General features: G+C 34.2%; 16 protein-coding genes. 11 read left to right on the forward strand and 5 right to left on the reverse strand.

The genetic code is table 11. The annotated features are described in order from the left end of the window. The first annotated feature begins 87 nt into the window (after positions 1-87). The 10 genes from uxuA (at position 88) to HNP35_RS11600 (ending at position 19,017) form a co-directional block, all read left to right on the forward strand. Positions 88-1,272 carry a mannonate dehydratase gene (gene uxuA, locus HNP35_RS11560; RefSeq protein WP_184161800.1) on the forward strand — a complete coding sequence of 395 codons (1,185 nt, stop codon included), beginning with the start codon at positions 88-90 and terminating at the stop codon, positions 1,270-1,272. A gap of 238 nt (positions 1,273-1,510) precedes the next feature. After that, the gene (locus HNP35_RS11565; RefSeq protein WP_184161803.1) at positions 1,511-3,139 is read left to right on the forward strand and encodes a DUF4955 domain-containing protein; all 1,629 of its coding nucleotides are present in this window, start codon (positions 1,511-1,513) and stop codon (positions 3,137-3,139) included. Positions 3,140-3,226: 87 nt separating this feature from the next. Then, positions 3,227-5,005: a ligand-binding sensor domain-containing protein gene (locus HNP35_RS23795; RefSeq protein WP_246453484.1), complete on the forward strand. Its 1,779-nt coding sequence runs from the start codon at positions 3,227-3,229 to the stop codon at positions 5,003-5,005. 17 nt (positions 5,006-5,022) lie between these two features. Then, positions 5,023-7,320, forward strand: coding sequence for a hybrid sensor histidine kinase/response regulator transcription factor (locus HNP35_RS23800; RefSeq protein WP_246453486.1), 2,298 nt, complete (start codon positions 5,023-5,025; stop codon positions 7,318-7,320). Between the two features lie 358 nt (positions 7,321-7,678). Further along, positions 7,679-10,681, forward strand: a complete 3,003-nt coding sequence (locus tag HNP35_RS11575) for a SusC/RagA family TonB-linked outer membrane protein (RefSeq protein WP_184161806.1) — start codon at positions 7,679-7,681, stop codon at positions 10,679-10,681. Between the two features lie 187 nt (positions 10,682-10,868). Then, positions 10,869-12,389: a RagB/SusD family nutrient uptake outer membrane protein gene (locus HNP35_RS11580; protein ID WP_184161809.1), complete on the forward strand. Its 1,521-nt coding sequence runs from the start codon at positions 10,869-10,871 to the stop codon at positions 12,387-12,389. Positions 12,390-12,593: 204 nt separating this feature from the next. After that, a complete protein-coding gene (locus HNP35_RS11585; protein WP_184161812.1) occupies positions 12,594-13,784 on the forward strand; it encodes a glycoside hydrolase family 88 protein in 1,191 nt (396 codons plus the stop codon). A gap of 84 nt (positions 13,785-13,868) precedes the next feature. Continuing rightward, positions 13,869-16,280, forward strand: coding sequence for a glycoside hydrolase family 2 protein (locus HNP35_RS11590; RefSeq protein WP_184161815.1), 2,412 nt, complete (start codon positions 13,869-13,871; stop codon positions 16,278-16,280). A gap of 256 nt (positions 16,281-16,536) precedes the next feature. After that, positions 16,537-18,348, forward strand: a complete 1,812-nt coding sequence (locus HNP35_RS11595) for a glycoside hydrolase family 2 protein (protein ID WP_184161818.1) — start codon at positions 16,537-16,539, stop codon at positions 18,346-18,348. A gap of 105 nt (positions 18,349-18,453) precedes the next feature. Then, positions 18,454-19,017, forward strand: a complete 564-nt coding sequence (locus HNP35_RS11600; protein WP_184161821.1) for a DUF2911 domain-containing protein — start codon at positions 18,454-18,456, stop codon at positions 19,015-19,017. 233 nt (positions 19,018-19,250) lie between these two features. Here HNP35_RS11600 and HNP35_RS11605 read toward each other — a convergent pair whose 3' ends face one another. The 3 genes from HNP35_RS11605 to HNP35_RS11615 are packed head-to-tail and all read right to left on the reverse strand — an operon-like array spanning position 19,251 to position 23,078. Beyond that, positions 19,251-21,455 (reverse strand): xanthine dehydrogenase family protein molybdopterin-binding subunit, encoded by a 2,205-nt coding sequence (locus tag HNP35_RS11605; protein ID WP_184161825.1) that lies wholly within the window; start codon positions 21,453-21,455, stop codon positions 19,251-19,253. Between the two features lie 7 nt (positions 21,456-21,462). After that, positions 21,463-22,443 (reverse strand): FAD binding domain-containing protein, encoded by a 981-nt coding sequence (locus tag HNP35_RS11610; protein ID WP_184161828.1) that lies wholly within the window; start codon positions 22,441-22,443, stop codon positions 21,463-21,465. Next, entirely contained in the window at positions 22,440-23,078 is a 639-nt protein-coding gene (locus HNP35_RS11615) for a (2Fe-2S)-binding protein (RefSeq protein ID WP_184161831.1), read from the reverse strand. Before HNP35_RS11615 ends, HNP35_RS11610 begins: the two co-directional genes overlap by 4 nt. A gap of 367 nt (positions 23,079-23,445) precedes the next feature. On the opposite strand from HNP35_RS11615, the gene HNP35_RS11620 reads away from it, so the two are divergent. Continuing rightward, positions 23,446-24,582, forward strand: coding sequence for a cysteine desulfurase family protein (locus HNP35_RS11620; protein WP_184161834.1), 1,137 nt, complete (start codon positions 23,446-23,448; stop codon positions 24,580-24,582). A gap of 227 nt (positions 24,583-24,809) precedes the next feature. On the opposite strand, the gene HNP35_RS11625 is transcribed toward HNP35_RS11620, so the two are convergent. After that, entirely contained in the window at positions 24,810-25,424 is a 615-nt protein-coding gene (locus HNP35_RS11625; RefSeq protein WP_184161837.1) for a nucleotidyltransferase family protein, read from the reverse strand. Continuing rightward, positions 25,390-26,526 (reverse strand): XdhC family protein, encoded by a 1,137-nt coding sequence (locus HNP35_RS11630; RefSeq protein ID WP_184161840.1) that lies wholly within the window; start codon positions 26,524-26,526, stop codon positions 25,390-25,392. The genes HNP35_RS11625 and HNP35_RS11630 overlap by 35 nt, the downstream gene beginning before the upstream one ends. Positions 26,527-26,533: the final 7 nt, after the last annotated feature.

The raw sequence follows: 26,533 nt of genomic DNA on the forward strand, positions 1-26,533 counted from the left end.
TTGTAGGTCTGAATAATTTAGAATAAAAACTTTAAAAACAAACCTACAAGGTTCTGGAAACCTTGCAGGAACTAAAATCATAAAAAAATGGAACAAACATTAAGATGGTTCGGACCAAATGATCCTGTTTCTTTACAAGATATTAAACAAACTGGAGCAACCGGAATTGTGACGGCTTTGCACCATATTCCAAACGGACAAGTTTGGAGCATTGACGAAATCATTAAGCGTAAAGTTGAAATCGAACACGAAGATGGCGATCCTAAAAAAGGTGCATCTGGTTTAACTTGGTCTGTTGTAGAGAGTATTCCGGTTCACGAAGACATTAAAAAACAGACTGGAAATTATCTAGAATATATTGAAAACTATAAAGAAAGTATTCGCAATCTGGCTTTGTGCGGTATTAAATGTGTTTGCTATAATTTCATGCCTGTTTTAGATTGGTCTAGAACAGATTTATCTTTTACGGTTGAAGATGGTTCTAAAGCCTTACGTTTTGATATTAATGCATTTGCCGCTTTTGAATTGTATATTTTAAAGAGACCTGGTGCTGAAAACGAATATTCTGAAGAGCAAAAACAAAAAGCCAAAACCTATTTTGAAGCCATGACTGCTGATGATAAAGTAAAATTGCAGCAAAACATTCTGGCTGGACTTCCAGGAGCTGAAGAAGCTTATTCTGTTGAAGATTTCTTAGTTACTTTAAGCGCTTATAATCATATTGACAGACAAGCTTTAAAGAATAATCTTTTTCATTTTCTAAAAGAAATTATTCCTGTTGCTGAAAGTAAAGGTGTTCTAATGGCTATTCACCCAGACGATCCTCCTTACCCAATTTTAGGCTTGCCAAGAGTTGTAAGTACTGAAGAAGATTTGATCGAATTAATGAATGCCGCTCCTTCTCCATCAAACGGATTTACAATGTGTACTGGTTCTTATGGAGTGAGAGCAGATAATGATTTACCAGGAATTGTAAGACGCCATGGCGATAAAATGAATTTCATTCACTTAAGAAGTACACAACGCGACGAAGAAGGAAGTTTCTACGAAGCCAATCATCTTGAAGGTGACGTTGATATGTACGAAGTTGTAAAAGCAATTTTGGAAGTTGAGAAAAGAAACAACAGCAAATTACCGATGCGTCCTGACCACGGGCATCAAATGCTGGATGATTTAAAGAAAAAAACAAATCCAGGTTATTCTGCAATTGGCCGTTTAAGAGGTTTGGCAGAACTACGCGGACTTGAAATAGGGATTAAACGATCTTTATAATTGTTTTGCCACGAAGGCGCTAAGACAAAAGTTTTTTAAGCCACAGATTAAAGGATTAAAACGATTTTGTCTCACGCAGATTTGGCTGATTTTAGCAGATTTTATTATAAAAAATCTGCGTGTATCTGCTTATATCATTTAAAATCTGCGTGAAATGAAAAAGAAAAACTTTGTGCCTTAGCGACTTAGTGGCAAATCTAATACATAAAAAACTAACTAACCACAAATCACAAAAACCATGATTCGCCAAGCCATCATTCTCTCCTGTGGCTTATTTATGAATACCATATTGGCGCAGGACTTACCTAAAATTATTACTTCAAAAACAGACTATCTTCCCGATTTTAGTTATGCGGGATATCATTTCGGCGAAAGCCAGATTCCAGAAGCTAACGGAAAAATCATAAACGCCGTGGATTTTGGTGTAAAAGCCAATGATGAATTAGATGATTCTAAAGCGCTATTAAAAGCCTTTAAAGCTGCCAATGCAGTTGAAGGAAATGTCATTTTGCAATTACCCGCAGGAAAAATTATTCTTAGTGATATTCTCTATATCGAAAGAAGCAATTTTGTACTTCGTGGCGCTGGTTCTGCTCAAAACGGAACTGAAATCTACTGTCCAAGACCAATGATATATCTTAAAGATCCTGAAGTTTTGGCAGAATTACGAGAATATTTAACCACTTTCGACAAAAGACAACGAGAAGCAGAAAACAATATTGATCTTCCTTTTTCGCAATATGCTTGGTCAGGAGGTTTTATCTGGACACAAGTTCCGGGCGAACGTGTAAAATCGTATTTGGATAAATATGAACCAGAATCTAGTCCGCTGGCAAAAGTTAGTTCTGGAAAAATGGGCGAAAATATTATCAACGTTTCAGATGTAAAAGGCTTGAAAGTTGGCGATGTAGTAGAATTGCAACTTTTCAATAAAGACGGTGAAAATGGCGAAATCATCAAAGATTTATATCAAGGTGCTTCTGTTAGACCTGGTTCACATCATTGGAAATTTCCAAAACTCCCAATCGTAAGACAGCAAGTTGAAATCGTTAAAATTTCAGGTTCAAAAATTACTTTAAAAACGCCATTGACCATTTCAATCAAACCAAATTATCAGGCGCAATTGGTAGAATGGAAACATTTAAATGAAGTTGGCATCGAACATCTTCGTTTTACTTTTCCTGACATTCCAAGAGTTGCACACCATGTCGAGCCCGGAAATAACGGGATTTTCTTAACTCGTTTGTTTAATAGTTGGGTTAAAGATGTAAAAATCACTAATGCCGACAGCGGAATTCTAGCTGAAGAAGTTGCCAATGTAACTATTCAAGATATTACAACTGACGGACCTCATTTAGCACATTATACCGTAACTTTGGGCGGTGTTCATAATGTTTTGGTTAAGAATCTAAAAATCTACAATTCGGCTGTTCATCCGTTGAGTTTCAATACTTTTTCAACCAAAAATGTATATCAGGATTGTGAGATTTTCGCAGATCCGCTTTTAGACCAGCATTCGGGCGCGAATCATCAAAATTTATTTGATAATGTTACCGTTCATATTACTCCAGATAAAAATAACAGTTACTTGATATTTGGCGGCGGCGGTGCAGATTATTGGAAACCATCTCACGGACCTTTCAGTACTTTTTGGAATTTAAATGTGCAAGTCAAAAATCCAGATGCATTAAAACCTGTTTTACTGTACGGAATGAAAGACGGTGCTATGGCAAGGATTGTTGGTGTCCATGGAAATACTAAATTTGAAATTAAATATGATGTTGATCCGTATATTGAGTTTTTGAATACACCGATAAAAAAAATTCCGTCACTATATGATTATCAATTACAAAGACGCTTAAAATAAGTTAAAACTGCCACAAAGGCTCAAAGACACAAAGCAATTAAAAAAACTTAGTGTCTTAGCGTCTTTGTGGCAAAAAAATCAAACGCTATGAAATTCAAAATAGCTCTTATATTATTTGTATTTGTTTTCGGAAACCTATTTTCCCAAAATAAATATCGTCTTAAAAATTTCTCCACAACCGACGGACTTTCGCAAAGTTCAGTCATTGCTATACATCAGGATAAATTTGGACAAATGTGGTTTGGAACGCGCGATGGTTTAAACAAATACGACGGAAGCCGATTTACCATTTTTAGAAATGATGTTAATGATAAATTTTCTATTAGCAACAATGATATTTTGGCAATTGAAGAAGACAATTCGGGAAAAATCTGGGTTGGAACTTACAATGGATTAAACTGCTATAATCCGATTTCAAATCGTTTTACACGATATCTGCATACCAAAGCCAATCATACAATTAGCAATAATGCTGTTTGGAGCATTCGAGAAATTGGAGGCGAAATGTGGTTTGGAACATCAAAAGGATTAACCATTTTCAATAAAAAATCAGGATTATTTACTTCTGTTTTTCATTCAGATGATGATGCTTCTACTCTTCCGAGTAATAATATTCTGAGTATTTTAAGAACCAAAAAAGGGGAAATATGGATTGGAACTACCAAAGGTTTATGTCAGTTAATCAGTAGAAAAAATGGAAAATTATCCTTTAAAAATTTTCCTTTAAATACTACCGATCTATTAAATGTCCAGTCGGTTATTGAAGACAAAGAAGGTAATTTATGGATCGGAACAAAAAATAAAGGCCTTCTAAAATTTGATCAAAAAGAGAAATCATTTGTCACATTTTTATCAAATGAAAAATATAGCGAAATCAATACCGATATTCGATCTTTAATAATTGACAAACAAGGTTCTTTATGGGTTGGTTCTTATGACGGAATTTATATTTTAGGGCAAGATAAAAGTCTTCAAAAAATAAACAATAGCAACAATAGCAACGGAATTGATAAGGTGAAGTCTATTTTTATGGATAAAAAAGGCTCTATCTGGATTGGCTGTTATTATAAAGGGGTAAATCTTTGGGATATTTCTAATGTCAATTTTTCCAATTACAATCAAACCTCAAAAAAAATTCCAATGAGTTTTGATGTTGTAAGTTCCATTATTTCAGATCAAAATGATAATATTTACTTTGGAACCGAAGGTGGAGGAATTACCATTTACAATAAAAAATCCGAAGCTGTAAGTTACATCAACAGCAAAACGGGACAAACTCATAAAAATGATATCAAAGCCATGTCTTTATCAGAGGATCATATTTTATGGATTGGAACTTTCTCTAAAGGATTATCGGCATATAATACCATTTCTAAAAGAATTGAAGACAACAGAATTGCACCAGATTTAACCGATTTATTAAAAGAGAGCGGTGTTTATTCGCTTAAAGCGGAAAACAAAATCTTATGGATTGGAACTTTTGGCAAAGGTTTAATTCGTTATAATACATCAGACAAAACTTTTCAAATTATTGGAAATGACATTTCTAAACCTACTTTTCTAACTAATAATATGGTTCGAAGTATTTTGATTGACAAACAAAATTCAATTTGGCTTGGAACACAAAATGGTTTAAATCGTATTTCGCTTCAAAATTTTAATCCTAAGAAATATAAAATACAGCATTTCTTTTACGATCATTCGGCTTTATCAGGCGATGATATTTTGACTTTATTTGAAGATTCTCAAAATAAAATCTGGGTCGGAACAAAAGCAAGAGTTTATATTATTTTGATGGAAAAAAATTCAATCAAACTAGTCTTAAAGTTGGAAATACCGTTATCACTTCTATTCACTCCATTTTAGAAGACGACTCCAAAAACTTGTGGATAAGCACCAATCAGGGAATTATAAAATACAATCAATCTAAAAAATCTATTGTTATTTACGATCAAAAAGATGGTTTGGCAAGTAATGAATTCAATGATAATTCGGCTTTAAAGTTAAACTCAAATCAGTTTTACTTTGGAAGTCCATCGGGAGCTACATTTTTTGATGCTTCAAAAATTTCTTTAAATAGTTATGCTCCGCAGGTTTTAATAACCGATTTAAAAATCAAAAACGAAATAATCAATGCGCATGACAAAGATGTGATTTTAGAACAAAGTATCGGTTTTACCAACACGATTACTTTAGATTATGATAAGGCAAACTTCTCGATAAACTTTGCAATTCCAAACTACATTCGATCAAAAAATAACCAATATAGCTATCGTTTGGTTGGTTTAGAAAACAACTGGACTACAACCAAAAATAGCGAAGCTAATTTTGCGATTCAGAATCCAGGAACCTATACTTTTGAAGTTCGGGGCGCCAATAATGATGGAGTTTGGAATAAAAATCCGACGACATTAACCGTAATTGTAAATCCGGCTCCATGGCGCAGCATCTGGGCGTTTTTGTTGTATGGAATTGTAATTGGATTAGGTTTATATGGCTTGATTTGGATTATGAAATCGAAAGCCAGATTGAAACAAAAACTGGAATTAGAGTATTTGGAAACGCAGCGAATCGAAGAAAACAACAAATTAAAGTTGGATTTCTTTACCAATATTTCGCATGAATTCAGAACGCCATTGACTTTGATTTTAGGTCCGTTACAGCAAATTCTAGCCGATTATAATGGAACAAATGAAATGTACAAAAAGCTTTTGGTTATTGAAGGAAGTGCCAATCATCTTCTGAGTTTGATTAACCGTTTAATGGATTTTAGAAAATTGGAAAATCATCAAGTTTCGTTGGAATCAGCAAATGGCAATATTGTCAAGTTTACGCGAGAAATTTATTTATCATTTATTGAATATGCCAAAGACGGCGGTTACGACTATACATTTGAAACTTCCGATGAAGAAATTTTGGTTTATTACGACCGTTACAAACTCGAACGTGTTTTTTATAATCTGATTTCAAATGCTTTTAGATACACTCCAAAAGGCGGTTCAATAAATATTAAAATCAATCACGATCAGCAAAATCTTTTTATCGAAGTTGAAGATTCTGGTGTTGGAATTTCGGAAGAGCATATTGATAAAATTTTTGATTTATTTTTCGAAGTTCCAACACACAATCAAGTTCAGAAAAATTATAACAAAGGAACTGGAATTGGACTTTCAATAGTAAAAAACATTGTTGAACTTCACAAAGGAAAAATTGATGTTACAAATAAAACTACTGGCGGTGTTATTTTTAAAGTGACTTTACCGCTTGGACGCGAACATCTTTTAGACAGCGAAATTATTCCTGATTTTAAAATCAGTGATGATATTGCACAATATTCTGCACAATTAGAACCTTCGGAAATTATTGAAAATGAAGACATCGAAGATTTAATTGTAAACGAAGAAAAACAAACCATTTTATTGGTTGAAGATCATAAAGTCTTGAGAAAATTCATGAAGAATCTTCTCAAAAAAGATTACAATATTATCGAAGCCGAAAATGGCAAAATTGCTTTAGAAAAAGCATTAAAATTTGTTCCGAATCTAATTATCAGCGATGTTATTATGCCGGAAATGGTTGGAACGGAACTTTGTTCTAAAATAAAAGAGAACATCAAAACCAGTCACATTCCAGTTATTTTACTGACTTCTCGATCTTCATTGGTTTATAAATTTGAAGGATTAGAAAGCGGTGCAGACGATTATATCAGTAAACCATTTAATTTAATGGAATTTAGACTTCGTGTAAAAAACCTTTTAAACACGACCGAACGTTTAAAAATCAAATTTTCGAGCGAAGACAGTTTTATTCCATCAGAAATTACGGTTTCTTCTTTGGACGAAGAATTGTTGAAAAAAGCTTTTAAAATAGTTGAAGAAAACATTTCGAACGAACAATTTGATATTCCGTTTTTCTGTTCCGAATTAGGTGTAAGCCGAACGATGTTGTTTTTAAAAATTAAAGCTTGGACCAATTGCACGCCGAACGAATTTATTCATGAAATAAGATTAAAACGTGCTGCTCAATTATTAGAACAAAACAAATTAACCGTTTCCGAAATTAGCTATAAAGTCGGTTTCAACAATCCGAAATACTTTAGTAAATGCTTTCAGAAAAAATATGGAGAAACTCCTTCTCAATACGCCGACAAATTTTATAAATCTTCTACAATTAAATTGTAAAATGTGAGATGTAAAATGTAAAATGTGAATTGTGAATTGTGAATTGTGAGATACAACTAATTTTTCACTTTTCACTTTTCACTTTTGGCATCTCACTTTTCACATCTCACTTTTCACATCTCACTTTTCACATCTTATTTAAACATTCCGCATTTTTAAAGGCTTAAAAAAGGGTATCTGTATTTTTAGATACCCTTTTTTGTATTTCTGTTTCTTTTTTGGCTTCTACATTTGCGATATGAAAATCAAAAAAACAAACTTCCTATTGCTACAAATTCTATTTGTCATCATCATCATCGGAATGAGTTTATTGCTTTTCTACTTTATCTAACTTATTAACCTTAAAACCAAAAAATGAATGTTTACAGACCAAAAAAACAAATCGTTTAAATGGTGTTTGCTAGTTTCTTTTTTACTAGTTAATATCGTGATGCATGCACAGGAACGAAAAGTTACCGGAAAAATAACTTCCAGCGAAGATTTACTCGGACTTCCTGGTGCGAATGTTTATATCAAAAATTCTTCCGTTGGAGCTTCGGCCGATATGGATGGAAATTACTCAGTTATTGTAGGAGAAAAAAATGCTGTTTTAGTTTTCAATTTTGTCGGATTTCAAACGGTTGAAATTCCTGTTGGAACCAAAACCGTAATCAATGTAAGTTTAAAACCAGATACCAAAGCCCTAGACGAAGTAATCGTAGTAGGTTACGGAACGCGTAAAAAGAGCGACATTACAGGTTCTGTATCTTCTGTAACGGCAAAAGAATTGACTGCTTATCCACTTTTAAATGCAGAACAAGCTTTACAAGGCCGTGCGGCGGGTGTCTCCGTAATGACTAACAACGGTGGTGAACCAGGTGCTCCAGTGAAGATTAGAGTTCGTGGAGGAACTTCTATTAATGCCAGCGGTGATGCTCTTATTGTTGTCGATGGTTTTGCGGGAGTTGCAATGCCTGCTCCACAAGATATTGCTTCTATTGAAGTTTTAAAAGATGCTTCGGCAACTGCGATTTATGGATCTCGAGGTTCAAACGGAGTTATTATGGTAACTACTAAAAAAGGAAAACCAGGTAAGCCAGTAATTGAATTTAGCAATTCGACTTCTATACAATCTGTAAATAACAAATTGCATTTACTGAATGCTGATCAGTTTGCGGCTTATAGAAAAAGTTTCACAACACATACGCAAGGTCCAGCAAACTCAGACTGGCAAGATATTATCTATCGCGATGGAATGATTTCGAATACACAATTATCATTTTCTGGCGGTTCAGAAGACATCAAATATTATGTATCTGGAACTTATTTTAACCAAGATGGAGTTGTAATCAATTCTGGAATCGATAAATATACTATTGTTGCGAATCTTGAAGCAAATCTGACTCCAAAATTGAAAGTTGGTTTGAACAATTTTACAAGCAAACAAAACAAAGAAGGAATTATCAGCCAGACGGGAGCTGGAGGAACTGGTGCTGCGGGTGTAATTGCTTCGGCTTATCGTTTTATGCCAGACAAAGGAATTTATAATGCAGACGGAACATACACCACAACTGCTCCAATTGGAGATGATATTGACAATCCGTATGCAACAGCGATGGAAAATATTCTAGAAACTGTTTCTATCGTAAACCGAAATAATTTCTTTGCACAATATCAAATCACTAAAGATTTAGATTTTAAAACTACTTTAGGTTTAACCGATAATAATTCGCAAACAGGAAGATTTATTCCTTCAACTTTAATTGCAGGAAAAAATATTAAAGGAGAAGCTTCAGTAAACAACACAAGATTCTCTTCTTTCTTGACAGAGAATTATTTGACTTTCAAACGTGAGATTATCTCAAAAGGAATTTTGACAGTTTTAGGTGGATATTCATACCAAAAAAACAAAAACGAAAGTTCTTACGCAGCTTCAAGAGGATTTTTGACGAATACCAATTCTTATAGAAATTTAGGTGCTGGAACCGTATTTTTAAAACCAGATTCTAATTTATCTGAAACCGAATTAATTTCTGCTTTTGGAAGGTTAAACTTCGATTATGACGACAAATATTTGCTAACATTTACAGCAAGACGAGATGGTTCTTCAAGTTTTAGTAAAAACTATAAATACGGAACTTTCCCCTCTGGAGCAATTGGATGGAATATTGCAAAAGAGAATTTCTTAAAAGACAATAAAACAATTTCAAACTTAAAATTAAGAGCGAGTTATGGAGCAACAGGAAATCCGTCAATTGGTGCCTACTCTACGCTTTCTAGATTTTCTGAAATTTATGACGTAAGTGGTGACGTAATTGTAAATGCGGTTCAATTAACTTCTTTGGACAATCCAAACTTAAAATGGGAAACTTCATACCAGCAGGATTACGGAATTGATTTAGGTTTATTTGATAACAGAATCAGCATTACAGCAGATTATTATAAAACGATAACGAAAGACTTATTGTTCAATAGACCGCTTCCGGGAGTTTCTGGAATTGCTTCACAACTTCAAAATGTGGGTGAATTAGAAAATAAAGGATGGGAATTGGGCATTAATACTAAAAACTTTATCGGTGCCGATTTTACTTGGTCAACAAGTTTTAATATTTCTTCAAACAAAAACAAAGTATTGAAATTAGCTGATAACAAAGACCTTTTAATCAACTCTGCTCCAGGTCACTTTTTGGCGACTGAATCACAAATTTTGAGAGTTGGACAGCCAGTTGGTTCTTTCTTCGGATTTATTTATGATGGTGTAATTCAGCAAGGAGAAGCCGTTTTACCAGGAAATTTTGAAACTATTGCTGGAGGTGAAAAATTCAGAGATGTGAATGGCGATGGAAAACTAGATTCTCAAGACAAAACGATTATCGGAAATCCAAATCCTGATTTCATCTTCGGATTTAATAATGATTTCACTTATAAAAATCTGGATTTAAATATCTTCTTCCAAGGTTCACAAGGCGGTCAAATATTAAACTATACTTTGATGGAATTGGCTTCTGGAAACAATAACGCTACGACAGAAGTTTTAGACGCTTGGACACCAACAAATACAGATACAAATGTTCCGATAAATGCGGCAAGAACTAAGAGAATTACTTCAAGATTTGTTTATGATGGAAGTTATATTCGTCTAAAAAACATCTCTTTAGGATACAGTTTGGATGAGAAAATTGTTTCAAAAATGGGATTAAGCAAAGTTCGTTTTTACATCAGTGCGCAAAACCTTTGGACTATTACCGATTATCCGGGGACAGATCCTGAAACCAATTACCTAAACGATACAAACTCTAGAAGTAACACCAATTTAGGATTAGATTACGGAGGATATCCAAACGTAAGAACATTTACATTCGGCTTCAATCTTAAATTTTAATCTAAATAATATTAAACACATAGAAACATAGATTCTTTTTCAGAAGAAGAAAATTTAAAAAACTAGTTTTTACACATAGCTATATACAAAGTGCTATGATTATTAATGCAAGTGAAACGCCTTATTTAGCATTTCTAAAAACTATGTTTCTATGTGTTAAAATATACTCTAATAAAAAAATAATATTATGAAAAAATATATCGCTTTTCTATTATTCGGAACACTTGCTTTTTTTAGCTGTTCCGATCTGGAAGAACACCCAGTTGGAGTTATTCGTCCAGAAAACTTTTTCAATAATACAGACGATTTGCAAGCGGCCGTAAATGGTGCTTTTGCCAACATTGCACACAATAATTATTGGGGAAGAGAATTTACAATTGCCCTAATGCTTCGCGACGATATGTCTGACATTGGCGATAGAACTACACAGGCAGCTCGTATTGACGTAAATGATATGAGCATGAATGACACTAACGCTCTTGTAGCAAACTTTTGGCCACAATCTTATGTGATTATTACGGCGGCAAATCAAGCAATTGAAGGTGCTAAAAAAACACCTGGAGATCCTGCAAAAGTTAACGCTATCGTTGCTCAAGCTTATTTTGCCAGAGCCTTTGCTTACTATCATTTGGTACGTCTTTTTGGAGATATTCCATATATCGATTTTGTGGTAAACGATGTCAAACAAGTTAGTTCAATCACTAAAACAAAAGAAGCTGATGTTTATCCAAAAATTATTGCTGATTTAGAATTTGCAAAACAATGGCTGGAAGACAAACCAAAAGTAAAAGCTGTTCCAGGAAAAGGAACTGCGGCAGGATATTTATCTTCTGTTTATTTAACATTGGGGCAATATCAAAAAGCATACGATGAAGCTAAATTTGTTATTACGAACGAAGCTAAATTTGGTTTAGGTTTAGATGCTGATTTTCAGGATTTATTCAACGCTAATAAAACGGCTACATTAAAAGAACCACTTTTTACAGTCGATTTCAACAACTTAACTTCTGGAAATTACGGTCAAGATTATACTGCATTTTTTACAGGTTCTTTAAAAGATGACAGCTATAGCTACGGGCAAGGATTCTCTGTTGCAGTTCCATCATTAAAAGTATTCAACACTTGGGATCAAAGAGATTACAGAAGAGCCGTAAGTTTTGATACTATTATTAGAAAGAAAACAGGTCCAGGTGGAGCATTGCAAGTTTATCCTTCTAGTGATAATGAAAAAGCGCCTCGCCCTCATATCGCTAAATATTTCCGTTTTCCGGGAAAAGCTGGAGCTAACGGAAGAACTTCTCAGCACAATTATATCACAATGCGTTTTGCAGAAGTTTTATTGACTGCTGCAGAAGCTTTAAACGAAATCAATCCGGGAACAACAGAAGCAGATGGATATGTAAATCGTGTTCGTGCAAGAGCAAGAAATAAAGCAGGAAAATTGGTTTCTTTTCCAGCAAATGTTACACCAGGTTTATCTAAAGACGCTTTTAGAAAAATGGTTGTTGACGAAAGACGATTAGAACTGGCTTTTGAATATGTGAGATGGTATGATATTAAAAGACTAAAAATCGGACCAGAAGTATTTGGTCCAAGCGGTTTAGAACCACACGCTAATTTTGATCCAAACAAAGATTATTTGTGGCCGTTGCCTGGGACTGAGTTGGCCATCAATCCGAATTTAAAACCAAATAATCCGGGTTATTAAAAAAATTATATTAGCTGAATATTTTTTAAGCACATAGAGACATAGATTTTTTTTGAATAAAAGGCTTAAGAAGATGACTCGTCATTAACACATAGTTATGTTTATTTAAATAAAGTGAAACGCCTTTTTCGGTTATCTAAAACTATGTTCCTATGTGTTTAAAAACTCATTTAGCAATTACTCAAAATATATATTATTTTAAATATGAAGAATGTCAATTTCATTTCTTTAATTCTTGGATTTGCATCGCTAGCAACGGCGTGCAAATCCGGAATTAATTCTCAAACAAAAAAACATTCTGCTGCGACAGAAAAATTGGAAACACGTTATAAAATGCTACTTGATTATCCTGTTGATTCTATGTCGATGCCGAGGAGTATGAATATCAAAACCAATGAAATTCGAAAAGTGCCTTCAAAGGACTGGACAAGCGGTTTTTTTGCTGGAAATCTTTGGCAGTTATACCGATTGACAGGCGATTCAAAATACAAAGAACAAGCTCAAAAATGGACTCCTTTCAGTAAAAAAGAAAGTGTTAATAGTAATTCGCATGATGTAGGTTTTAAAGTGTTTTGCAGTTTTGGAGAAGCTCTAAAAGTGGAAAACAAGAAAGAATACGAAGCGGTAATTATCAAAGGCGCAGAAACTTTATGCACAAGGTTTAATCCAAAAGTGGGTTCGATTCGTTCTTGGGATTTCAACAAAGAAATTTGGGATTATCCTGTTATCATTGATAATATGATGAATTTGGAATTGCTTTTTGAAGCTTCAAAATTATCTGGAAATCCAAAATATCGTAACGTAGCTATTCAACACGCTAATACTACTTTAAAAAATCAATTCAGAGAAGATAACAGCTGTTATCACGTTATTGATTATAACCCAATTAGTGGTGAAGTAAGAAAGAAAACTACGCTTCAAGGCTATAATGATGATTCGGTTTGGGCTCGCGGACAAGGCTGGGCAGTTTATGGTTTTACAATGGCATATCGTTATACCAAAGATGAAGCTTATAAAAAACAGGCAGAAGCTACTGCTCTATTTTTTATGGCAAATAAAAATCTGCCTGAAGACGGAATTCCATATTGGGATTTAAAAGATCCAAGTATTCCAAATTCTGCTCGAGATGTATCGGCTGCAATGGTTATGGCTTCGGCTTTATACGAATTGTACAGTTATACTAAAAAAGAGAATTATTTAGCTTTTGCTGATAAACTAATAGCTTCTGTCCAAACAGATCAATATATTCTCGATACAAAAATTAAGGCACCTTTTCTATTTGACCACAGCACAGGAAACTGGCCAAAACACGATGAAATAGACGAACCGATCATCTACGCTGATTATTATTTTCTAGAGGCTCTATTAAGAAAGAGTGACAAAGGGACAAAGTAACAAAGGGACAAAGGTTTTTAGCCTTTGAACCTCTGAACCTTTGAATCTCTGGATGAGCCTTTGAACCTTTGAACCTAAAAACAAATGAAGAAATATCAACACAATACATTTTCAATTTTTGCGCTTTTTGTTTTGTTTCAAATTTGTCTGAGCAGTTTTGCTCAGACAAAAACAAACATTAATGAAAATTGGCTTTACTTAGAAAATGACACTCAAAACCTCAGCGATGCGCAAAAAGCTTCTAGCTGGACTTCCTTAAATTTACCACACACTTGGAATGCCGAAGATGCAACCGATTTATATCCTGGTTATCGACGTGATGCGAGCTGGTATCAAAAGAAATTAAATATTCCGCAAATAGACAAAAACAGGGTTTATTCTTTATACTTCGAAGGTTCGAATGTCACTACGAAAGTATATGTAAACGGAAAAGAAGCTGGAAGTCATATTGGCGGTTATATTGGATTTTCTATCGATATTACCAAATTAATCAAAGAAGGAAATAATGATATTTTTGTTCGTGTGGATAATAGCTACGATATTGAAATTATTCCGTCTCAAAAAAGCGATTTCTTTATTTATGGCGGAATTACTCGTGATGTCTGGTTAGTTTCGAAATACAAAAATCATATTGAAAATTTAAAAATCACGACTCCAGAAGTTTCTGCAAAAAAAGCTTCAGTTCAGATTGTTTCTTCTTTTATAAATCCTGAAAACTCAAAAGATTTATCATTAACAGTAACGCTGAAAAATCCGAAAGGAAAAAAAGTAGCTAGTAAAACCATTTCGGTTACAGATAAAACGGCAACTATTACTTTTGAAAACATCAAAAATCCTGAACTTTGGGATACTGAAAAACCTAATTTATATCGAATAACAGCAGTTTTATCAGAGAAAAATCAAATTAGAGATAGCATTTCTGAAAAAGTAGGTTTCAGATGGTTTGAATTTAAAGATCACGGTCCATTTTATCTTAACGGAAAACGTTTGCTTATTCGCGGAACGCATCGCCATGAAGAACAAGCCGGAGTTGGTGCGGCGATGAGCAATGAACAACATTGGGCTGATATGAGATCTATAAAAGAAATGGGCGCAAATTTTGTTCGTTTGGCACATTATCCACAAGATCCCGAGATTTATAAAGCTTGCGACGAACTTGGTCTTTTGGTTTGGGATGAATTGCCTTGGTGTCGTGGAGGAATTGGAAATGAGGCTTGGAAAACCAATACCAAAAACATGCTCGAAGAAATCATCAATCAAAATTACAATCATCCAAGTATTGTTATTTGGTCTTTAGGAAACGAAATCAATTGGCTTCCTGATTTTCCTGATGGAGATAATGCCGATAAAACCAATGTTTTCTTAAACGAATTAAACGACATTGCTCATAAACTAGATCCAACCCGAAAAACAGCAATTAGAAAGTATTATGAAGGTTCGCATATTGTCGATGTCTTCTCGCCTTCTATCTGGTCTGGCTGGTATTCTGGAAGTTACAAAAGCTATCAAAAAGCAATTGATGTTTATAAAAAAGAATACAAACATTTTATTCATGCCGAATATGGCGGTGACAGTCACGTTGGGCGTCACAGCGAAAATCCGATTACGGGAGAAAATGTGATAAAAGCAGAAGGTTGGGAAGAAGCTATTGTACAAACAAAAGTGGCTAATATTGCGCAAATTGGAGATTGGAGCGAGAATTACATAGTTGATTTGTTTGACTGGCATTTGCATATATCCGAGAATGACCCTACGTTTGTGGGAAATATACAATGGGCATTTAAAGATTTTGCAACGCCTCTACGTCCTGAAGATGATATTCCGTATATGAACCAAAAAGGGCTTACGGATAGAAACGGAATTCCAAAAGATGCTTACTATGTTTTTAAAAGTTATTGGGCGAAAGAGCCTTTCACGTACATAGAATCGCATACTTGGACAGAGCGTCAAGGACCCGAAAATACTCCGAGAAATATCAGCGTATTCAGTAATTGCGATAAAGTGACTTTATCTCATAACGGAAAATCATTAGGAGAAAAACAGCGCAATCTTTCCTTGTATCCAGCAAATGGCTTGACTTGGGATGTTAATTTTACAAAAGGAGAAAACATTCTTATCGCCGTTGGTAAAACAAAAGACGGAAAAACAGTTTCTGATACGATAAAAGTTAATTATCGTTTCAATAAAAATGATACTGCCTCTTCTTTACAATTATGTGCTGAGAAACTAAAAAATGGTAATTATCTGGTAACCGCAATCGCCATTGACAATAACAATTTACGTTGTTTGGATTATGAAGTAAGCGTTTATTTTCAATGCTTAAAAGGCGGTAAAACACTGAAAAATCAAGGAACACCAACAGGAAGCGAATCGATAAGAATGGCAAATGGAAAAGCGTCTATCGAAGTTATTCCTGATGGTTCTGGAAATGCTATTGAAATGACAGCATTGAATCAGAGCTTTAAAGGAGAATACTTGAGAATTCCTGTTGAATAAAAAGGTTATAAGTTGTCAAGATACTGAGATGCTAAGATTATTTTAGCCTAATTTATATAAAAACACGCAGTATTCTCGCATTTTTGTCATCCTGACGAAGGAAAGATCTCCACGAGTAACTCTACAAAGATTGGCGATTTAGTTCGCGGAGCTACTTACGGAGATCCTTCCTTCGTCAGGATGACAAACTATATTAAAAAAATCGTGCCTTAGAGCCTTCGTGGCAAAAAAAATACAAAAACAAATTAATACAAAAATGAAAAAACTATTAACCGCATTACTTCTAACTTCTTCTGTTCTGGGATTTGCACAAAATCTAATCTCCAATGTACCAAACCGAAATACCACTTCTTTAAACGGCACTTGGAATTACATTATCGATCCATATCAAACTGGTTTTTACAGTTTTCATATGGATCAATTCGACAAACAGGAAAAACCAGCAAAAGGAGCTTTTTTCAATAATTATCATGCGCAAAACAAACAGGAATTAGTAGAATATGATTTTGATAAATCGCCAACAATAAATATTCCAAGCGATTGGAATTCGCAGATTTCTGAGCTGAAATATTATGAGGGAAATGTATGGTTTAAAAAGTCGTTCGATTACAATTTAAAAGAAAAGAAACGCCTCTTTTTATATTTTGGAGCTATCAACTACAAAGCAGATGTTTATTTAAACGGAAAAAAACTAGGGACTCATGTGGGCGGTTTTACGCCTTTTAATTATGAAGTTACTTCGATTGTAAAACCAAAAGACAATTATCTGGTTGTCAAAGTAGACAATACGCGTCATAAAGAAGATGTGCCAACAATTAATACCGATTGGTGGAATTATGGCGGAATAACACGAGATGTTACTTTAATTGAAGAAGAAAGCTCTTTTATTGAAGATTACACTATTCAGCTTAAAAAAGGCAATGCAAATACGATTTCTGGTTTTATAAAAATTAATAATTTAGAAGCTTCTCAGAATAATGCTTCGATTTCTATTCCTGAATTAAAAATCAATTATAAAGGAAAAATCGGTTCTGATGGAGTTTTAAACTTCGAAATTCCAACAAAGAAAATATCTTACTGGTCTCCAGAAAACCCAAAATTATATGATGTCATTATTGATTTTAACGGACAAAAATTAAACGATAAAATTGGTTTTAGAACTATCGAAACAAAAGAAGATAAAATCCTTTTGAACGGAAAACCAGTCTTTTTACGCGGAATTTGCATTCACGAAGAAAATGCAAAAGGCGGACGTGCCAATTCTCAAGAAGATGCTTTACGCTTATTAAATTGGGCAAAAGAATTAGGCTGTAATTATGTCCGTTTGGCGCATTATCCGCATAACGAAAATATAATCAGAGAAGCAGATAAAATGGGTTTAATGGTTTGGGAAGAAATTCCGGTTTATTGGACAGTTGAATTTACCAATGAAAATACGTACCAAAATACGAAAGACCAATTAACCGCAGCAATTACAAGAGATAAAAACAGGGCAAGTATCATAATCTGGTCTATGGCAAATGAAACTCCTGTTTCTGATGCAAGAAATACGTTTATCAAAAATCTTGTTGCCCATACAAAATCGCTAGACAATACCAGATTAACTAGCGCTGCCTTATTAACGCTTCAAGTTGATGGCGTTGGAATGATTGATGACGAAATCGGGAAATCACTTGATATTATCGCTTTTAATCAATATTTAGGCTGGTATGGAGGTAATCTTGAAGAAGCTGAAAAGAAGGTCTGGAAAACTCCTTATAATAAACCTGTAATTGTTTCTGAATTTGGAGGCGATGCCAAAGCTGGTTTTCATGGCGAAAAAAATGAACGTTGGACTGAAGAATATCAGGAATATCTATACATTCAAAATTTAAAAATGATTGAAAAGATTCCACATTTAAGTGGTACAACTCCTTGGATTCTGGTTGATTTCAGATCGCCAAAAAGATTGCTTCCAGGAATTCAGGATGGTTACAATCGTAAAGGATTAATTTCTAATGATGGAGAAAAGAAAAAAGCATTTTATATCATGCAGGATTGGTACGCTAAAAAGAAAAAAGAGGAGTAAATTTTATTCATTATTATCAATTCATTAACAAAAAACCACACTGTAATTATATGATTTTTCTTTATTATTAATTTACTTTGTAGTAATTCTAAAAATTGTAATCTTATGAAAAAATTATGTTTATTGGCAGTTACTCTATTTGCTGCTTTTACAGTTCAAGCTCAAGATGTGGTAAAATTTGCTCCGCTTGATGCAAGTCCGGTTGATATTTCTTATTTTCCAAACAAAGCAGTTAAATTCAAAAAAACTGATACTCCAAACCCAGTTGTAAAAGTTATTTATGCTAGACCTTCTGTAAAAGGAAGAACTATTTTTGGTGATGTTGTAAAGTTTGGTGAAGTTTGGAGAGTTGGTGCTAATGAAAACACAGAGATTAAATTCTACAAAGATGTTACAATTGGCGGTAAAAAAGTTCCTGCTGGATACTACAGTTTATTTGCTATTCCAGAAAAAGACAAATGGACAATCATTATCAATAAAGAATTAGATTTATGGGGAGGTTATGCTTATGACCAAAGTAAAGATGTTGTTAGAGTTTCAGTGCCTGTTAAATCCGTATCTGATGTAATTGAAGCTTTATCAATCGCTTTTACAACTCAAGGAAACATCGCTAATCTTGTTATTGGTTGGGATAAAACAACAGTTGAATTGCCAATTACGGTTAAATAATTAATCGTTTTTTTAATATTATAAAAGAGGCATTTTTAAATGCCTCTTTTTTTGTTTTGATAATTTGCATTTGCAAACACAATCGTATATCAAATATAGCCCGTGGTTTTAACCACGGGGACACAAAGTATATAACATTACGTTTATAAAAATACGTTTCCCGTGGTTGAAACTACGGGCTATATTGACAATTGTAGCGCAAAAAAAAGACATTGAAAAATGTCTTTTTTGTTTTAAACCTTAACAGTTTCTATAATTTTATCCAATGTAATCGGTAAATCTCTAACACGTTTTCCGGTCGCGTTAAAAACGGCATTTGCAATTGCTGGCGCCATTCCAACCAAAGCAGTTTCTCCAAGGCCTTTTGTTCCCATCGGATTACTGATTGGATCTTTTTTATTTACAAAGAAAACTTCTTGCTTTTCAATATCAGCATTTACGGGCACATGATAATCAGCAAAATTATTATTAATTGGACGCCCAAAACGATGATCGATTTCTAAGGATTCCATTAATCCCATTCCGATACCTCCTACTGCACCTCCATACATTTGTCCTGCAGAAGTTTTTTGGTTGATAACTGTTCCGATATCTGCACAAGAAACCACGTGAGCCAAACGTATTTTACCCAAATTCGGATTTACCAATACTTTTACAAAGTGAACCGAAAACGAATAAATAGAATATTTCTTAGCTTCTTCTGCTGCTTTAGACAGGTTTTCAACTTCAAAATCTTCCAATTTATTGCTACTCAAAAGTGATGTTAATGCTACTGTTTTTGACTTGTCTTTTTTAGAATAAACCACACCATTTTCAAAAGCTAAATCTGACAATGGAATCCCTTTAAAAACTGGATTTTTACTTGCCAATTCTATTACTTTACTCAATAATAAATTACAGGCATCGTGAACAGCAGAACCAACAGACGAAGTAGTTGCAGAACCTCCTTGTGTTGGACCTTTCGGCAATCCGCTTTTACCCATTTCTATAATTACATTTTCAGCTGGCAAACCAATTACTTCAGCCCCAATGGCAGTCATCATAGTTGCAGTTCCTGGTCCCATATCATTTACACTGCATTGCAATACTAAATCTCCATTGGCTAAAAATTTTGCTTTTACAGAAGTAGGACTTCTATAACAGCCAAAAGTTCCTGTCCCCATTCCGTAACCTACAAACCAGTTTCCTTCTTTAACTAAACCTGGTTCATTTTTACGATTTTTCCAACCAATACGTTCCATTCCAGCTTCATAACATTCTAGAAGAAATTTACTGCTCCAAGGTTTATTTTGTTCCAGATCTTTTTCTGCATAATTAAGTTTTCTGAATTCTATTGGATCTAAGTTCAATTTATAAGCCATTTCATCCATTGCCGATTCTAAAGCAAAAGAACCCGTTGCTTCGCCTGGACCACGCATCCATATTGGTGTACAAGTATCTAGAGGGACAATTCTATAGCGTGTAGAAACATTCGAACAATCATAAATAAATCTCGACATGTTTACGGTTCCTTCCATAAAATCTTCATAACTCGAAGTCATAGCAACAGCTTCATGCGTTAATCCAGTCAGTTTTCCTGCTTTTGTTGCACCAAGACCCATTTTCTGAATCGTGTAAGGTCTAAAACCAACATTTGTAAACATCTGCTCGCGGTGTAAAACCAATTTAACAGGGCGATTTAGTTTTTTCGAACCAATTAAAGCCGCTATTTCATAAGGCCAAGTATGCAACCCCATTCCAAATGCTCCACCAATATATTCAGAATGCACTTCAACATTTTCAGCAGGAACATCAAAAACTCCCGCGATGCTTCTTCGTGTTCCCTCTACTCCTTGACTTTTGGTATACAAAATCGGATTATTTCCTTCCCATTTTGCGATGATATTAGCCAATTCCATTGGATTATGAACTTCAGTAGGAATAGTGTATTCGGTTTCTAGAACAACTTCAGCATTTTTATAGCCGTCATGTTCGCCACGATGATAATCATTTCCCTTATCGGTATCAATTTTCCTTTCTTTATCAGCCGCTTTTTGAAGATCCGTTGAATGTTCTTCTTTAAAATAATCTGCTTTAATCAGACTCGCAGCATATTGCATACGCTCGAAAGTATCTGCAATTACCAAAGCAATCGGCTGATCGTAATACAGAACCGAATCATCTTTAAAAATCTGCAATGGCTGACCAAAGTTTCTTTTATCTTTTGCCTTTTGATATCCAGTGGGTTTATCCACATTTAAATGCGTAATTACCGCCAGCACTCCTGGAGCCCATTCTGCTTTTTTTGTATCTATTGTTTTGATTCTTCCTTTTGCAATCGTACTTCCGACTAAACAGGCGTATACTACCCCATCTGTTTTATATTCAGCAGAATAAGTTGCAGAACCCGTTACTTTAGCAAATCCGTCTACTCTATTTATATTACTTGTCTTGCTCATAATCTAATTATTTTGATGCTGCTATTGTAAGTGCTTCTGTAATTGCATTAGCCCCAAGCGTGAGTTTAAAATCGTTTTCTCCGTATCCTCTTGCCCCTTTCATAGACAAATTTGCTGCCTGTCTAAATATTTCTTCTGAGACTGTTTTTCCTTTTAAAAATTCTTCTGTTTCAAATAATCTCCAAGGTTTATGAGCCACTCCGCCCATTGCCAATCTGGCATTATTTATTACATTATTTTTAAGATCTAAAGCAACTGCCACAGATACTAATGCAAAAGCATAACTAGTTCTGTCACGAACTTTTAAGTAGTGAACATTTTTAGTGAAATTATGATCTGGAATTTCAACTGAAGTAATTAATTCTCTATTCTCTAATGTATTATCCTTTTCAGGTGTATTTCCTGGAAGACGATGAAAATCAGTAAAATTAATTTGACGCTTTCCCTTCGGACCTTCAACTAAAACTGTCGCATCTAATGCCGCCAAAGCCACACACATATCGCTCGGATGAACTGCAATACAGCTATCCGAAGCTCCGAAAATTGCCGACATTCTATTTGAACCGCCAATTGCACCACATCCACTTTTTGGAACTCGTTTGTTGCATGGCATATCGGTATTGTAAAAATAAGAGCAACGAGTGCGCTGAAGCATATTTCCGCCAACTGTTGCCATATTTCTAATTTGCTGTGATGCACCAGCCGCTAGAGCTAATGCCAACAAAGGATGTTTTTCTTTTATTGAGGAATCTTCTGCTACCTGACTATTTTTAGCCAAAGCTCCAATAGAAACCTTTCCTTTTAAGAATTCTATTTTCTTTAAATCCAATCCGTTTATGTCAACCAATTTGTCTGGAGCCACAACATTTTTCTTCATTAAATCAACCAAATTAGTTCCTCCTGCAATAAACATAGAAGAATTGTCTTTGGCTTTGCCAGTTACAGCAGATGAAGACGACAACGCTTTTATTATCTGAAAGTTTTTCATAATTCTTTCCCTCCTTCCTTCACTTCTGTAATCGCATCAACAATATTATGATAAGCTCCACAACGGCAGATATTTCCACTCATATATTCGCTGATTTCTTCTCTGCTATTCGCATGACCCTCTTTAATACAAGCAATTCCCGACATAATTTGCCCTGGAGTACAATAACCACATTGAAAACCATCATGTTTGATAAAAGCTTCCTGCATTGGGTGCAGTTTTTTACCTTTTGAAAGTCCTTCAATTGTGGTAACCTGCGTATTTTGCTGCATGGATGCTAATGTTAGACAAGATAAAATTCTTGTTCCGTTTACATGAACCGTACAAGCGCCACATTGACCGTGATCACAACCTTTTTTGGTACCAGTAAGATGAAGCTGTTCTCTCAATAAATCAAGCAAAGTTGTTCTTGGTTCTATATTGAGATTGTGTTTTTGCCCATTAACTTCAATAGAAAGCGGTACAGTTTCTAAATACTCCGCAATTTTTTCATCCCACTTCTTGTCCGATGCCATTACCAAAGAGGGCGGCGTGAAAGCAAGAGCGGTAAAAAGTCCTGATTTCTTTATAAAGTCACGACGGGAATTGGAGTCTTCCGGAGTTACTTTATCCTGATTTGTTTTTTTAGAAGCCATTCTATCTATTTTTAAATTAGCTAAATCACTTGGGCATTCTAACAAATTTAATCATCTTAAATCACAAAAAGTTATGAAATTCAAACATTACTCTTATTTAGAATAATTACAACTTCGGGATATTTTTTTAACGCAAAGCGCGCAAAGTTTTTTATCTCACTTTATGTTAAGCGAATGCAAAGTTCGCAAAGCTTGAATTGATAAAGCTTTGCGAACTTAACAGTTATCTAGATAACTATACTTTAAAAAAAACTTTGTGCGCTTTGCGATAAAACCTTTGCGTGCTTTGCGTTAAAAAAACTAGACACTCAACAGATTTATTATTTACTTTGAAAAATTGTATTTTTACGAGAATTAAGTTTTTATTATGCCAAATCTGCAACATATCTATCTTGATAATAATGCTACAACCCGTGTTGACGACCGTGTTTTAGAAGCAATGCTACCTTATTTTAGAGATTATTATGCTAATCCATCTAGCACACACATTGCAGGATTAACCATAAACGAAGCTATAGAAAATGCATCTTGGCAAACTGCTAATTTAATTAATGCAGATGCTGAAGAAATTGTCTTTACTTCTGGAGCAACTGAAGCTATTAATTTGGCTATAAAAGGTCTCGCCAATCAAAACAAAAAACATATCATTACAATAAAGACAGAGCATAAAGCCGTACTTGAAACTTGTGCTTTTATGGAAAGTATCGGTTTTGAAATTTCATACTTGACCGTAAACTTCGACGGGCTTTTAGATATTAAACTTTTAAAAGAAATAATAACAGATAAAACACTGGCTTTCATTGGAATGTTTTCCAACAATGAAACAGGTGTCATACAGAATATTGGTGAAATTTCTAAAATTCTTAAAACTAAAAATGTTCTCTTTTTTTGCGATGCAACACAATCTGTAGGCAAAATTCCGATTGATGTAAAAAGCTTAGGAATAGATCTTTTAGCACTTTCTGCCCACAAATTTTATGGCCCAAAAGGAGTTGGCGCTTTATACATTTCGGTTAAAGCCAAACTAAAATTAACTCCTCAAATTTTAGGTGGTGGACAGCAAAAGAAATTACGAAGCGGAACCTTAAATGTCACTGGAATTATTGGTTTAGGAAAAGCGTCGGAAATAGCTGTAAACGAATTAGAAAAAGATAGAAATAGAATTTCTTTATTACGAAACAGACTTGAAAAAGGTTTACTGCAGTTTGAAAATTCTTTTGTAAATGGAAATATAGAAAACCGAATTTACAATACTTCTAATATCTGTTTCCCGGGCGTAAACTCAGAACAATTGATTCTAGCTTTGGGTAATATTTCTGTTTCGAATGGCGCTTCTTGTTCAGCGGTAACTTCAGAACCTTCCCATGTTTTAAAAGCAATGGGATTATCTGATGAAAAAGCTTTGAGTTCGATAAGATTTAGTTTGGGAAGATTTACTACCGATGAGGAAATTGATGTTGCTATTGACAGAATATTAAATCTTCTTGAGAAATTAAAGACTTAATATTTAATCTCGCAAAGTCGCTAAGACGCAAAGTTTTTTTGAATTGTCTCCAGTTTCAACTGGAGGAATAAATAAAAAAGATTAAAAGGCTTTAGCCAAACTTCTTCTAGTTTTGGCTAAAAAGCCTTTTGGAATCAAATAATTTATCATCCAGCTAAAGTTGGACGCTATTTATCATTTCAATAGAAACCTCTGCATCTTTGTCACTTTGATCCTTTGTCACTCAATCAAGAAATCAACTTTTCGTAATCTTCTTCCGTATCAATGTCAATATTGCCTTTTTCGAAAGGAACAGCAACTACATCATCAGCATATTTATTAATCAGTTTTTTTGCTCCTTCTTGTCCTTTTAATTGTAATAGTTCTTCAAAATATTTTTTATGAAATAAAACCGGCGTTCCTAAAGCTTTCGAATATGCCGAAGCAGCGATTCCTTTCTTTGTTGTTTCAGATTCTTTCATCAAATTTTCAAAAATAGCATTAGTTAAAAATGGCTGATCGCAAACACTCAAAATGCAACTTTCGCAATTAGAATTTAAATCTAGTACTTTCTGAATTCCTTTTATTATAGAAGAAGACATTCCACTTTGCCAATCAGAATTAAAAGCGACCGTAATTTCAACCGAATTAAGCTCTTTTTCAATCAAATTATTATTTGAACCAGTAACAAGTATTAAAAAAGAATTTTCAACCTTTAAAGCTTCCGAAATTGTATTTCTTAAAAGAGTTGATTCTTTGTATTCCAATAATTGTTTTGGCCTTCCGAGTCTAGAAGAATTTCCAGCAGCCAAAATGACTATGGCGGTTTTATTTTGAAATTTCTTCACCATATTCAATTTCATCGTGTATTTTACCTTTTTTATAACGCAATGAAGTACCAATTCGTTCTGTCGCAAAAGCTTTTATTTCAGCAACTATTGACAATGCAATTTCTTCTGCTGTTTCAGAACCAATATCTAAACCAATCGGACTATGAACTCTTTGCAGCTGTTCTTCACTCGGCACAATTCCTTCCTTATGGAGATCGTCCAGCATTCTATTAAATTTTGATTTTGGGCCAAGAATTCCAATATACTGGCAATTTGTTTCAAATAATGATTTTAAAACAGCCAAATCATATTTATAATTGTGCGTCATTAAAACAAAAAATGTCCGATCATCAACAACAATATTCTCTAAAAATTGTTCCGCTTTTATATGGCGTAAAACATCTGCTTTGGGAAAGCGTTTTTTCGTAACATGTGTTGTGCGACCTTCTTGAATAGTAATTTTCCAACCTAAAATAGTTGCCATTTTCACCAAAGGCTGTACATCATTTCCAGCACCGGCGATTATGAGAGAAATTGGCGGTTTTACATATTCGATTAAAGCCTCATCATCATTTTCTTCGATTAACTTTTTAACAATGGTCTTTTTGTTTTCTAAAACTTCTTTTACGTCCGAAATCAAATTTAAAACATCAATATCATGATGTAAAACCGGATTATCTTTTCTAAAAAAAAGTGCTGTCCCTATTTGCTTTGCTCCTCTTTTTAATGAAAAAACAGTCACAACTACAGCTTCTTTTCTTTCTGCTTCTAATTGGCGCAAAAGCTCAATTGGATTATTAGAAATTTCTTCATCTATAAATTCAAACAAAATATGAACAATTCCGTTGCATCCTAATTGCAAACCAATTTCTGCACTGTCTTCATTACTTGTATTATAAGTAATTAATTTATTTTGTTTTTGATAAATAGATAAAAGTGCTTTTCTCAATGCATCACCTTCCAAACAACCTCCGCTAATTGCACCAGTAAGAATTCCGTCTTCGGTCACCAGCATACGTGCACCAGGCTGTCTGTAAGACGAACCTTCAACTTTTACAACTGTTGCCAAAGCGCATTTTTTACCTGCTTCTTGTGCTTCAGAATAAGATTTTAGTATATCGCTGATTTCCTTCATAATAAAT

The organism is Flavobacterium notoginsengisoli (assembly GCF_014207905.1).
Classification (GTDB): domain Bacteria; phylum Bacteroidota; class Bacteroidia; order Flavobacteriales; family Flavobacteriaceae; genus Flavobacterium; species Flavobacterium notoginsengisoli_A.

What these genes read in the sequence shown, in the direction of transcription:
- HNP35_RS11590 (WP_184161815.1), top strand. Translation starts at nt 13,869, where the DNA reads ATGAAGAAATATCAACACAATACATTTTCAATTTTTGCGCTTTTTGTT.
- HNP35_RS11585 (WP_184161812.1), top strand. Translation starts at nt 12,594, where the DNA reads ATGAAGAATGTCAATTTCATTTCTTTAATTCTTGGATTTGCATCGCTA.
- HNP35_RS11575 (WP_184161806.1), top strand. Translation starts at nt 7,679, where the DNA reads ATGTTTACAGACCAAAAAAACAAATCGTTTAAATGGTGTTTGCTAGTT.
- HNP35_RS11565 (WP_184161803.1), top strand. Translation starts at nt 1,511, where the DNA reads ATGATTCGCCAAGCCATCATTCTCTCCTGTGGCTTATTTATGAATACC.
- HNP35_RS11595 (WP_184161818.1), top strand. Translation starts at nt 16,537, where the DNA reads ATGAAAAAACTATTAACCGCATTACTTCTAACTTCTTCTGTTCTGGGA.
- HNP35_RS23795 (WP_246453484.1), top strand. Translation starts at nt 3,227, where the DNA reads ATGAAATTCAAAATAGCTCTTATATTATTTGTATTTGTTTTCGGAAAC.
- HNP35_RS11600 (WP_184161821.1), top strand. Translation starts at nt 18,454, where the DNA reads ATGAAAAAATTATGTTTATTGGCAGTTACTCTATTTGCTGCTTTTACA.
- HNP35_RS11630 (WP_184161840.1), bottom strand. Translation starts at nt 26,526, where the DNA reads ATGAAGGAAATCAGCGATATACTAAAATCTTATTCTGAAGCACAAGAA.
- HNP35_RS11615 (WP_184161831.1), bottom strand. Translation starts at nt 23,078, where the DNA reads ATGGCTTCTAAAAAAACAAATCAGGATAAAGTAACTCCGGAAGACTCC.
- HNP35_RS11625 (WP_184161837.1), bottom strand. Translation starts at nt 25,424, where the DNA reads ATGAAATTGAATATGGTGAAGAAATTTCAAAATAAAACCGCCATAGTC.
- HNP35_RS11580 (WP_184161809.1), top strand. Translation starts at nt 10,869, where the DNA reads ATGAAAAAATATATCGCTTTTCTATTATTCGGAACACTTGCTTTTTTT.
- HNP35_RS11620 (WP_184161834.1), top strand. Translation starts at nt 23,446, where the DNA reads ATGCCAAATCTGCAACATATCTATCTTGATAATAATGCTACAACCCGT.
- HNP35_RS11610 (WP_184161828.1), bottom strand. Translation starts at nt 22,443, where the DNA reads ATGAAAAACTTTCAGATAATAAAAGCGTTGTCGTCTTCATCTGCTGTA.
- HNP35_RS11605 (WP_184161825.1), bottom strand. Translation starts at nt 21,455, where the DNA reads ATGAGCAAGACAAGTAATATAAATAGAGTAGACGGATTTGCTAAAGTA.
- uxuA (WP_184161800.1), top strand. Translation starts at nt 88, where the DNA reads ATGGAACAAACATTAAGATGGTTCGGACCAAATGATCCTGTTTCTTTA.